Raw genomic sequence first — 12748 nt, forward strand, 5'->3', positions numbered from 1 at the left:
GTCAAAAATGTAATATTAACATTTTAAGCAAAACAAATGTATGAAAAAAAATCGAAATGGGCGAATTCCATGGCGGGTAATTCGTATTAGAAAAATCGTGCAAATTATGAAATGGATTTTTATGCTGTTTTTTGTAGGTTGTATGCAACTTTCTGCGGCAGTTTATTCGCAAAAAGAGAGAATGAATATTTCGGTAAAGGATGTCTCTATTGAGGAGTTGATCAAAATGATCAAATCCAATGTGCAGGTTGATTTCTTGTATAATTTGAAAGAAATCGAGCGTAATGGGACTGTTAGCATGAAGATGAAAAATGCAACTGTGGAAGAAATTTTACAAGAGGCTTTTCGTGGGAAAACTTTGACTTATGCTTACGTGAACGGAGTATTTATTATTCGTCCTATGCATGTTGTAATGAGAGATTCGGTAAAAAAAACATACACTATAAAAGGACGGGTTTTTGATGCGAAGAAACAACCGTTACCTGGTGTAACAATTCGTGTGGACGGAACTCTTGTTGGTGCGGCAACCGATGATCAAGGAAAATTTACAGTTGTCGTTCCTCAAGATACGGGAAGGTTGATATTTACTTTTGTTGGGTTTAAACAGAAAAGTGTTGCTTTTAAAACAGGGCAGGAATTAGTTATTGTTCTGGAAGAGGATGTAGAAGATCTGGAGGAAGTGGTTGTGACGGGCTATCAGGTGATCAATCGAAAAAAATTGACAAGTGCTATTACTTCTGTGAAAATGGATGATATCATGATTCCTGGAGCAACATCCATTGATCAGATGCTGGAGGGACGTATCCCGGATCTAATGTTAACCACGAATTCCGGGGAGGTTGGTGTTGTACCACGTTTGAGGATTCGTGGAACTTCAACTTTAATAGGTAACCGGGAACCTTTATGGGTGGTTGATGGAGTTGTTGTTAATGATCCGGTTCCTTTGGATTCGGATGTTTTGAATGACCCGGATTATGTGAACCGGATCGGGAATGCAATTGCAGGTTTGAATCCACAGGATATTGAACGTTTAGACGTGTTGAAAGATGCGGCTGCGACGACCTTGTATGGAACTCGTGCTGCTAATGGAGTAATCGTTATTACCACGAAAAAAGGGCATATAGGAAAACCTTTGGTGCGGTATAATGTCACTGCGACCTACAAACGTCGTCCTCGTTATAGCGATCGTCAAATAGATCTGATGACTTCTAAAGAAAGGGTTGATTTGTCCCGGGAGTTGGTATCTCAGTCTTACGTGTATCCGTCGGATATGACCGTGATTGGATATGAATATTTACTTCAACAGCTTTATGCGGGAGCTCTTGATGATGATCAATTTGCCCGTGAAGTGAAAAAATTGGAGAATAATAATACGGATTGGTTTGACATTCTAACACGGGATGTGGTTTCCCACAATCATACGTTGAGCATTTCAGGGGGGACGGAGGCTTTACGTTATTATTCTTCTGTCGGGTATTCTCAAGATAATGACGTGATTAAGGATCAGGGTATTTCTCGTTATACCGGAAATTTGAGCTTGGATGCGAATCTTTACAAGTGGTTGACTGCAGCAATTGATTTTAATGCTAGTATTAGTAAAAGAAATTATGAACAAAGTGAAATAGGGTCTATCAATTATGCTTATATGGCCAGTCGAACGATTTCTCCTTATGATGAGAATGGCGAATTAAGCTATTATAAGAAGAATGTAAATTCCAGTTATGGTTATAATTTTAATATTTTAAACGAGAAAAAAGAGAGTTATACTTCTCAGGATAATAATAATTTTAATTTAAGTACTCAGTTAAATTTTTTATTTACGGATTATTTGAATGCTAATATCCTTTTTAATTATGCGGTGTCAAATGTGAATGCGGAAAGTTATTGGGGGGAGAAAACCTGGCATGCGGCTACATTACGTTTATCAGATTATGGAGTGACAGCTCCGGCTAGAAGTCTTATGCCTTATGGGGGAGAATTGACAGCACAAAACACCCGGAATGAAACTTATACCCTACGTTTTCAGGTAAATTTGAATAAATATTTCGGGCAGGAAGATAAGCATAATTTGAATGGTACGTTTGGATACGAGATGTCATCTTCTCGTTACGAGGGATATCAAAATATAACTCGCGGATATTATGCAGACCGGGGTAAAAAATTTGCCAGCAACATTTCATCTTCCGATTATGCTACTTATAATGCTTGGGTAATGGGTAATGTCCCGACAATTACGGATAATTTAACCAATTTGATAGGTGCTTATATCACCTTGACGTATAGTTATCAGAATTTATTCAGTATTAATGCTAATACTCGTTATGACGGTTCCAATAAATTTGGTAGCCGTAGCAATGAGAAGTTATTACCGGTATGGGCTGTATCGGGTGCGTTTAATATATCAGAGTTACCGGCTTTAAAGAGTGATTGGCTGAATTTTTTGTCTTTAAAGATGTCTTATGGTTATCAGGGAAATATGTTGGATGGACAAAGTCCGGAATTATTACTTATCAATAATCCCAAAGATACTTATTATGACAAATTTACCTCATCTGTGTCTTCTTACCCGAATCCTGATTTGAAATGGGAGAGAACAGGATCGTTTAATATGGGTTTGGAGTTATCTGTTTTGGATAATCGAATTCAAATTAGTGGGGATTACTATCGTAAGCGTACGAAGGATGCTTTTATGAATAAACCGATTTCTAACGTGAACGGACAGAATTCATACGTGATAAATTCCGGAGAGATTTTGAATACCGGTTACAATATTTCATTAAATCTGGTACCAGTAAAGACGCGTGACTTTAAATGGTCGTTGTCAACGATGATTTCTAAGACTAAAAATAAATTGAATACCCAGCCCAATGCGGAGGTACACGAATTGTCTGATTTTTTGACCGGGACGGCTTTAGTAAAAGGAAAAGCGGTTAGTACTTTTTATTCCTATCGTTTTGTTGGTTTGAACCCTCTGGATGGAGGACCTCTGTTTGATGATTATTCGGATCGGATCGACTTTTTGAAGAATCTGGATAAGTATGACACGTATACAACTGTGCTAAAGGCGACGGGGAAACGTGATCCTTCTATATCTGGAAATTTGTATAATAATTTTAGTTACAAACGTTTACGTGCTAGTGTGGTTTTGGCATATAGCCTGGGGGCCAGCTTGCGTTTATCAAGAGTATTTGCCCAGACAATCACCGATTCGGATAACCGGAATATCTATTCGGAATACAATGCGAGTCGAGCATTATTAAATCGTTGGAAAGTGCCCGGGGATGAGAAAAAAACTATTATTCCGGCTATTCTTAGTACAACGGATCCGGGATATGGTGTTTATAGTCGGCATTGGTCAGTAAATAGTTCTTATGAAGGAGTGTTTGTTGCTGATAATTATTGGGATATGTATGATTATTGTGATGCTCGAGTAGTAAGTGCCGATTATTTGAAATGTAGTAATGTTAGTTTAGCGTATGTATTACCGGATGAATGGTTGAAGGCGGCTGGAATTTCTCGTTTGGAAGCCACGATCTCGGCAACGAACTTGTTTACAATATGTTCGAAAAAATTGAAAGGACAAACTCCGACACAAAGCGTGTTTAATCAGGTGCAATTGTCAGAACGTCCTACAATTTCTTTAGGGTTGAATGTTTCATTTTAATAATAGGATATTATGAAATATATTATTATATGTAGCGTAATGCTTTTCTTTTTAGGAAGTTGTAGTTTCTTGGAAGAATATTCGCAAGATACGATTCAAGTCAGGGGATATGAAGATCTTGAAGAATTGTTGATCGGGGAAGGATATATGAATGTGAATGCTTCTTATTCGTTGGAGAATGGTGCTAGTTATTATCCTTATATTCACTATATGTCGGATGAAACCGAAGAATGTGAAAAAAGTGATTTTGGTTCCAGTGCTTTTAATCGTAGGGATGCTATCTTTGGATATTATACTTGGCAAGATCGTTGTGGGGTGGATGAATCAGGTTCTTCTTACGCGGATGAAAGTAAGGATTGGACGAAATTGTATTATCACATAAACGTGGTAAATAATGTTATTGATTTGATTGATGAATATACGAGAGGAAGTGAGAATGATATACGAGAAGCCATGCGAGTAAAAGGAGAAGCCTATTTTTTACGTGGGGCTTATTATTTTACATTAGTAAATTTGTATGGGAAGCCTTACGAGGCATCTACGGCAGATGCTGATTTGGGGGTACCTTTAAAACTCACGGGGGAGATTCAGGATGTTATTTTTCAACGGGAGAGCGTGGCTCAAGTTTACAAACAGATTGAAGCGGATTTGAAAATTGCCGAGGAATGTTTGGGAAAAGCTAATCTTCCGGGGACGATATATCAGGCTGATAGCACGGCTGTGCATTTGTTGATGAGTCGTTTTTATTTGTATAAACAAGATTGGGAACAGGCGTTAAAGTATGCTCAAAAAGTAGTTTCCGTGAGATCTGATTTGCTGGATTTGAATGGCTTTTCTGGTGGATTTTTGTCTAAAAATTCTGTCGAGACTATTTTTTCTATGGGAGGTCACGCTATTACTCACAATACAGTCAATCAATACAAGAGTTTTCAGGTATCGCGCGAACAGTATAATATTTATGCCGAAGATGACTTGAGGAAATCTGTTTTTTTCTGGACATATAATGATTTTGTCGGGTATGCTAAAATAGCTGAAAGTTCCTCGTTTGCAAATAACGATCCTGCGGCTGTCTATTATTACAATTATGCGTTGGCTTATGAAGGTCGAAAAGTAGAAGTTTCAGATAATTTTTTGTTCCGGAATGCGGAGGCTTTTCTGAACGGGGCGGAGGCAGCAATTTATTTGGGTGATGAGACAACGGCTTTGGAATTATTGGAACAACTACGAGTTAAGCGATTTGAGCGTGAAAATTATATCCCGCTTCAAAAAACGGGAGAGGAACTTGTGAATGAGATTCGGGAAGAACGTAGACGGGAATTGTGTCTGGAGGGACATCGTTGGTTTGATTTGAGACGTTATATGGTATGTGAGAAATATCCTTATTCTAAGGAGATCGAGAAGGTTTATTATGTCTATAAGGATTATTCTTCTGATGAGAAGATAGAAAAACGAATTTACAAGTTGGAGAAAAATGATCCGGCTTACGTGTTACCTATTCCTCACGAGGTGTTGGAGTATCATACAGGTATGCCCAATAATATTCATCCTGTAAGGAGTTATAAAATAGAGCCGTTAAATTAATAATTAAACATGTGAATATGAAACTTGTATATTATATATTACTGGGGTGTTTGTGTGTATCTCTATTTCCCGGATGTTCAGAAAAGGAAGAAGTGCAGCCCCTGAATTTGAAGGATAATTATTACGAGGTCCCAGAAGATGCAGATGATCCCGAATCTTTATTGCGTAGAGAGTTTGAAGAGACAATGGGTATTCATTTGCTTTTTAATGATACTTTGAGAAACGAGTACAGGGGAACAGATCGTTATGGCAATGAAGTTTATTTTGTACAAAAGGTCGATTTTTCTTATTATTTGACATCAATGACAAAACAGAGGTATCTTTTTGATTATTTAAGAGATATAGAATCTCAGAGAGCCGCTGTCGAATTTATGAAAGCAAGAATTCTTAGTGCGTTTAGCCCGAAAATTTATCCGTATTCGCTATTATTAGTAAAGCGGATAGATTCTTACAAGGCCAGTTTGGATGGAGATCAATATGAATTGGTGGATGAGGATATGGATTATATAGCCGGATGGAATAGTATGGCCGTGTCTTTCAGGGATGTCTTGAATATGAGTGAACAGGAGAAACAAGAGTATGCGGCTATTGTTTTACGACAAATTGTTTCTAATAGTATTTCTAAGGTAGATGAGTCTGAATTTGAAAAGTTTTTTTCTTATGCGGAGGGGTATTACGAACAGTGGTCTATTTTTCGGCCGTTAAGTGATATTAGAATAGTGGGATTTTTGGGGTCTAACCCGTTAATGGGAACGGTGCGAGTGTGGTTTTCGAAAGCGGAGGATCAGGCTAGTTATGTGAATGCTTTATTGACCATGACAGAAGAAGAATTCATGGCTGAAAATGGAAATTATCCGGCTTGTGTGGCAAAATGGAATGAGATGAAAAGGGTGTTGGTTGATTTAGGATTGAACTTCGATTAATGAGTAAAAATGGAAATTATGAATAGAGGATTATTTATATATGTATTTCTTGGGTTAATGTTGATCTGGGGATGCGATGAAGAAGATAAAGAGATTCCAGTTATAAAACCTAATGCCACGGGTGTTTACGTGGATGAACGTGATGGGACGGAATATGGTTGGGTAAGATATGGGGATCTGGAATGGATGACTAGTAACATGCGTTATGCGCCGGAGTCTGGTTTATACGGGAAATATGAAGATGATGCTGTTATCGGGGAAGGATCAATGCAGGAGGCTATGTACGAGAAATACGGGTATTGGTATGATTATAATGCTGCCCTTTTGGTGGCACCAAAAGGATGGCGTTTACCAACGGATGAGGATTGGCAAAAATTGGAAATGGCCTTGGGTATGAGTTCTAAAGAGATTGCTGCCGAAGGTTTCCGGGGAAATTATGAAGGGGAATTGTTACAACAGGGGGATGAAGGAACCGGAATTCAATTAGCTGCGGGAGGATTTTATTCTGAGCATACGGTAGCTTATACCGAGCATTGGCGTTTCCGTGGTGTTTATGGTTTCTTTTGGACTGCAACGGAAGACCCTAATAATAGTGGATTTATTTTTTATCGTAAGGTCGCTTATAATTCAACTCAGGTATTTCGGGCGAGTACAATGAAAACCAATTGGCTAAATGTGCGGTGTTGTCGGGATGCTCAATGAATGAGAGATATCATGTTGTGAACGAGATTCTTTACAAGAATCTCGTTTTTTGCATCATTATTTTGTAATATTTAGTAAATATATTTGGCTCGAAATTGAATTCCCGGAGAAAAATCATAGCTTTGTATAACAAAAATAATAGCCAATGATCGTCAAGTTCGAGAAAGAGTATTTGTCAGAGCTATATTAAAAAGGAAAATGCAGTGATAAAAAACATCGCTTTCAACCACAAGTAATAAAGAATTATATTAGGCGTATAGTCACTCTTAATGAAGCTTGTCGTATTGAAGATCTTTATAATATTAATTCCCTAAATTATGAAATTTTGCAGGGAGATAAAAAAGGAATTTCTTCGATAAAGATAAATGATCAGTACCGATTGGAATTTATGGTTACGATAGATACAGAAAACGAACCAGTTATTACTATTTGTACAATTAAAGAAATAACAAACCATTATAAATAAAGTATTATGGGAAATTTAGGTGAACCTTTCATCCCGACACATCCGGGGGAGATCGTGAAAGAAGAACTAGAATACCGGGGGATATCTCAGAAAAGTTTTGCTAAGGTTGTTGGTGTTTCGTATACTATGCTGAATGATATTCTGAATGGTAAACGCCCCATGTCTACGGAATTTGCTCTTTTAATGGAGGCTGCTATTGGTATTAGTGCTGATCTTCTCGTGAATATGCAGACACGTTATAATCTTCAAATGGCAAGAAAAGATCAAAAGAATATCGATCGGTTTGAGAAGTTGCGTAATATATGTGCTTCATTATTATAGTAAGAATCAAAACCGAAGTCTTATATGAATGAAATACTAGAGTTTGCTAATAGAAATGACTTTCGAGAATGGCTGAGTGATAATTGTTTGTCGAATGCTGGCGTGTGGCTTCTGTTTGGTAAGCCCGGCGGGCCAAAGACGGTAAAAGCGGATGAAGCGCTGGAAGAAGCGCTTTGTTTTGGGTGGATTGACGGGCAAATGCAAAGTCTTGATGATAAGACCTATAAAAAGTATTTTTCTTTACGCAGGGATAACAGCAAGTGGTCAGAGAAGAATAAAGCGTTGATTGAACAGCTTGAGAAACGAGGGATAATGACTGACTACGGTAGGAAGAAAATAGAGGAAGCCCGGAAAAACGGTCAGTGGGATGCCCCGAAAGCCCCGGTTGTTACAGAGGAGCAGGTAACTTTTGTAACCACGTTATTACAAGGATACGAACCCGCCTGTACAAATTTTCAAACCATGTCCTTGTCGGTAAAAAGGACGTATACACGGGCCTATTTGGATGCGAAAACGGATGCCGGACGTGAGAAGCGTTTGGCATGGATGGTCGAACGCCTCAATAAGAACTTAAAGCCGATGTGAAAAGTTTGGGTTTCCCCATGAAGAATTGTAATATCCGTAAATAGAGTATAAACTGACATTTTTGATTTTGTATTGAGGTAAATTGTATTTTAAAGAATACAATTTCGGGTTTATTTTGTATTTTAAAAAATGCAATTCTTTTAGGAGTAAGTGAGAAATGAGGTTATTTATTCAGATTCCGTTATGGATATTCGGGTTGGGGTATTGACAGATATATTTGATGGATTTATTTATGATTAAGTGAATTAGGGGTAAATGATGGCGTGTTTTAGTTGATGTATAGTGTAAGAAGCCGAATGTTGGAATGTTAAATGTAGGAGGGTAGGTGTAATTTTTTTTGTTATTTTGTGGTTTTTGAGAAGGAAATATTTACCTTTGTCTAGTCAATTCGAAAAATATAAAAGAAGTGTATCGCGCAAGAAGGCAAAAGCCTCCGGTAGTGTGAATACACTTTTTTTATTAAAACGAATTGACATGAGTTTAATAATCCGGAGGCTTCCTTAAGCAAACGTTTTTGATAAGATATAGTTACACGTAAGTGTAATATTTTTGAATTCTAATTTGTCTTTTGAGGTGAGAGTACCGTGACGGGAAATCACCTCCTTTTTGTTTTTAACAAAAAATTAAATTGTTAGTATTTTGTAACAGTAGAGATTCGTGCTATATTTGTTTGCGAAAATAGTGCGTGATCTTCAATGATCTTTTTTATTCACATGATTAAAACAATTACACATGAGAAAAACAGTATTAGTTATTTTTAGTTGCTTTCTTTCCCTGTTGATTGTCCCCAAGACTTACGGGCAAGAACAGGATAAGTTGTTGGGACTGCTTAAGGAAGAGTTGGCTCAACAGATGAAAGAACTAAAGGGAGAGGAATTTCCCCCGTATCACATGAATTACAGGGTGATTGACGTGACGTCTTCCGTGGTGTCCGCATCATTCGGGGCGTTGATGAATAGTCAGCAGTATCGCTCCCGGACATTAGTTCCGCAAATTCGTTTAGGGGATGAAAAACTCGATAATTTCAGATTTAGTCAGATGGGGGCACCGATGTCCCAATATCAAGGCCCTTCTTCGGCTCGTCTACCGTTAGATGAGGTGAACAACGAGGATGCTGTGCGTCAAGCGATCTGGAACGAGGTGAACAATCGTTATAAGTTTGCCGTGGATATGTACCAGAAAACGAAGGCTCAGAGTTCGGTAAACGTGGAAGAGGAAGATAAAGCTCCTTATTTTTCGGAAGCTAAGGTAGAAAAATATTACGAGGCCCCACTACCGGCTGAGAAAATGACGATAGACAGGGATCTGTGGGCTGCCCGCATGAAAGAGATTTCGGCCGTGTTCAAGAATCAACCCGGAATTATGAAAGGGGATGCAATCATGATTTACACGGTGGAGAGACGTTATTTCGTGAATAATGAGGGAACCGAGGTCGTTCAGAATTTGCCGTACGCCCGGATCATGGTGTTCGGGGAAACGAAAGCGGATGATGGTATGGAGTTACCGTTGAACTTATCTTACTTCGCTTATGACCCGGCTGATCTTCCCGGAAATGATCGGATTATTGCTGATACCAGAGAGATGGTGAAAACGTTGGAGGCTTTACGCGTGGCTCCCGTGGTTGACCCGTATACGGGTCCGGCTTTGTTGTCCGGTCCTGCCAGCGGCGTGTTCTTCCACGAGATTTTCGGTCACCGGATTGAAGGTCAACGTATGAAGAGCGAGAGCGATGGGCAGACGTTCAAAAAGATGATCGGTCAGTTGGTGTTGCCCGCGGATATGCACGTGTACGATGATCCGACGATTCGGAAATATGCCGGGGAAGATTTGAACGGATTCTACAAATATGACGATCAGGGTGTGAAAGCGGAACGGGTAGACGTGGTGGTGAACGGTAAGTTGAATGACTTCCTGATGACACGTACCCCGATTGACGGCCATCCCCGTACGAACGGACACGCGCGTGCAAGCGATGCGTTTGATCCGGTATCCCGTCAGTCCAATCTGGTGATTGAAACTTCGAACCCGAAGACGAATGAGGAGTTGCGTCAGTTATTGATCGAAGAGGTGAAGAAACAAGATAAAGAATACGGTTATTTCTTTAAAGAGGTAACGAGCGGATTTACATTTACCGGAAAAGGCGGTACCAATTCATTCAACGTGACCCCGTTGGAAGTGTACAAGGTGTTTGCTGACGGACGTCCGGATCAATTGGTGCGTGGTGTGGATCTGATCGGGACCCCGCTTTCGATGTTCTCTAATATCATCTATGCCGGAAATGATGCCCGCGTGTTCACGGGTATGTGTGGAGCCGAATCGGGTTCAATTCCTGTAACGGCTATTTCCCCGACCATTCTGGTAAACAAGGTGGAGACTCAAAGAAAAGCGAAATCACAGGATATTTTACCGATTTTACCACCGCCGGGAGGGGAAAAAGCTAAAAACTAAAAAGAGTTCATAAGGTCCATAAAGTTTATAAAGTCTATAAAGTCCATGGACCCCTGCGGGGCGCATTGTCGACAGCAGCTTGTGCTGCTGAATCACGGAATCGGCAATCTCCGAAACACGGAATTCTTGAATCTAAAATCTAAAATCATTAAATCTAAAATTAAGATGATGAGATATATATTATCGTTATTGATATTTTTTCTGCTGGTGGGGCCAGTGGTTGCACAAAATCAACAAGATCAGACGATCTTTAAGGCCATGCAGGATGAATTGCAAAGAAACAAGGCGGAATTGGCTTTGCCGGGGATGGACAAACCGTTTTATTTGTCTTATTCTTTCGGGATGTACCGTCAGTTTGAGGTGGTAGGCGTGCTGGGGGCTATCACGAATTCGTTAGAGTTGCCTTGGAGAGGAATCGGGTCTACTCAATTGTTGTTGGGAGATTATAATAATACCAGCGATTCTCGTTATATAGGACAATTCTATAAAGTGGGTATGCCCGGAGAGGCGGATTACGATATGATTCGTCGTAATTTCTGGTTGGTATCCGATGTTGCCTACAAGATGGCATTGCGGGAGTCTGCTGGGAAAGAGGCCGCATTGAAAGCAAATCCGCAGACCCCGGAAGAGGCTCAGTTGCCTGATTTGGTAAAGGCCGAGCCGATCACGAAGATCGTGGAGAGTAAAGTTCCTTACGAGATTAATTTGAAAGAGTGGGAGAATACGATTCGTGAGCTTTCCGCTATTTTCAAGAATTACAAGGAAATATATAACTCTTCGGTAGGCATCAGTGGTTTGGATATGGAAGTCTACAAGCAAACAAGCGAGGACGTAACAATGAAACAACCGGTTTCCTATGCTAACTTTTTTGCACAGGGATACGTGACGACCGAAGACGGGGTAAGAATCGGGGATGCGCTTTCTATTTTGGTGGCTCGTCCGCAGGACATGCCGTCTTTGGAGGATCTGAAGAAAAAGGTAACTGCTTTTGCCGAAGGGCTGATCAAGTTGAAAAATGCTCCGGTGGTTGAAGAATTCTATTCGGGTCCGGTTCTTTTCGAGGATGGGGCTTCGTCCAGTATTTTCACGAATAATTTATTGAATCAAGGTGGATTGTTTGCCTATCGCAAAGCTATCGGGCAACCTGCGGGAAGAACATTGGAAGGTCGTATCGGAAGAAAGATCGTGGATAACCGTTTGACGGTTAAGAATTATACAACTTTGGATAAGTATAACGGAATCCCGTTGTTGGGTGCTTACGAGATTGATGCCGAGGGCGTTGTTCCGGAAAAGGAAATGACGTTGGTTGACAAGGGTATTTTGCGCCAGATGTTGAATGGTAGAGTACCTTCTTTGAAAACTCAACATTCCACGGGAAGTTCTCGTTTCGTGATGTCCGGAAGTGACATCGTTTACGTGACGGCTCCGGGTACGATTCATATTCAGGTGGATAAGGGTACGAAACAGGATAAGATGAAAAAAGCGTTGATTAAAGCAGCTAAAGATGAAGGGTTGGATTACGCTTATATCGTACGCGGGTTGGCTGGACCGGCTTCACGTATCTATAAAGTGGACGTGAAGGACGGAAGCGAAACGCAGGTTCGTTTCGGTGATGTTTCCGCTATCAATTTGGCAAAGATCAAGCGGGTTTTGGATATTTCGAGCAAGGAAAATGTATCGAATTACATTTTGAACCGTCAGGTGCTTTCTTCGCTGATTTACCCGGCTTCCGTGTTGATAGAAGACGTGGAGATCAACAAATCGGAACCGAAAAAAGAGAAAGAACCGGTATTGAAATTCCCGTTACAAAGATAGATCGTCTTCAGCGGGTTGCGAATAACAAGTTGGCATTACGAATATATCCGTGAGTCAATTTGATTTCAGAAGCTAAAAACTAAAAGTTCAGAATATTTACTGGCTTTTAGTTTTTAGCTTTTGTTATTTAATGATACCTTTGAGTCGAAAGTTTATAAAGTCCGTAAAGTCACGGGGGCCTTCGGACTGAGTTTTTGGTAGCTTAAGCTGCCGTGTACTGAGCGCCCCGCAGGGGTCTATGGA

Annotated in this window: 8 protein-coding genes and 1 pseudogene; all 9 read left to right on the forward strand. The window is 40.0% G+C overall.

All coding sequences use genetic code 11. The annotated features are described in order from the left end of the window. Positions 1 to 106 precede the first annotated feature (106 nt). A complete protein-coding gene (locus tag DWW52_RS01225; protein ID WP_233556634.1) occupies positions 107 to 3664 on the forward strand; it encodes a SusC/RagA family TonB-linked outer membrane protein in 3558 nt (1185 codons plus the stop codon). 12 nt (positions 3665 to 3676) lie between these two features. Further along, positions 3677 to 5245: a RagB/SusD family nutrient uptake outer membrane protein gene (locus tag DWW52_RS01230; RefSeq protein WP_118713658.1), complete on the forward strand. Its 1569-nt coding sequence runs from the start codon at positions 3677 to 3679 to the stop codon at positions 5243 to 5245. 17 nt (positions 5246 to 5262) lie between these two features. Beyond that, positions 5263 to 6168, forward strand: a complete 906-nt coding sequence (locus DWW52_RS01235; protein WP_118713659.1) for a hypothetical protein — start codon at positions 5263 to 5265, stop codon at positions 6166 to 6168. Positions 6169 to 6186: 18 nt separating this feature from the next. Then, positions 6187 to 6870 (forward strand): fibrobacter succinogenes major paralogous domain-containing protein, encoded by a 684-nt coding sequence (locus DWW52_RS01240; RefSeq protein WP_158582448.1) that lies wholly within the window; start codon positions 6187 to 6189, stop codon positions 6868 to 6870. Positions 6871 to 7015: 145 nt separating this feature from the next. After that, positions 7016 to 7336 (forward strand): annotated as a pseudogene (locus DWW52_RS01245) (type II toxin-antitoxin system RelE/ParE family toxin). 6 nt (positions 7337 to 7342) lie between these two features. Beyond that, positions 7343 to 7657 (forward strand): HigA family addiction module antitoxin, encoded by a 315-nt coding sequence (locus DWW52_RS01250; protein ID WP_118713661.1) that lies wholly within the window; start codon positions 7343 to 7345, stop codon positions 7655 to 7657. A gap of 24 nt (positions 7658 to 7681) precedes the next feature. Then, the gene (locus DWW52_RS01255; RefSeq protein ID WP_118713662.1) at positions 7682 to 8242 is read left to right on the forward strand and encodes a YdeI family protein; all 561 of its coding nucleotides are present in this window, start codon (positions 7682 to 7684) and stop codon (positions 8240 to 8242) included. A gap of 732 nt (positions 8243 to 8974) precedes the next feature. Beyond that, entirely contained in the window at positions 8975 to 10690 is a 1716-nt protein-coding gene (locus DWW52_RS01260) for a TldD/PmbA family protein (RefSeq protein WP_118713663.1), read from the forward strand. A gap of 165 nt (positions 10691 to 10855) precedes the next feature. Further along, positions 10856 to 12505 carry a metallopeptidase TldD-related protein gene (locus DWW52_RS01265; protein WP_233556636.1) on the forward strand — a complete coding sequence of 550 codons (1650 nt, stop codon included), beginning with the start codon at positions 10856 to 10858 and terminating at the stop codon, positions 12503 to 12505. The last annotated feature ends 243 nt before the right edge of the window (positions 12506 to 12748 follow it).

Origin of the sequence: Odoribacter sp. AF15-53, assembly GCF_003479425.1 — a bacterium.
Lineage (GTDB): Bacteria > Bacteroidota > Bacteroidia > Bacteroidales > Marinifilaceae > Butyricimonas.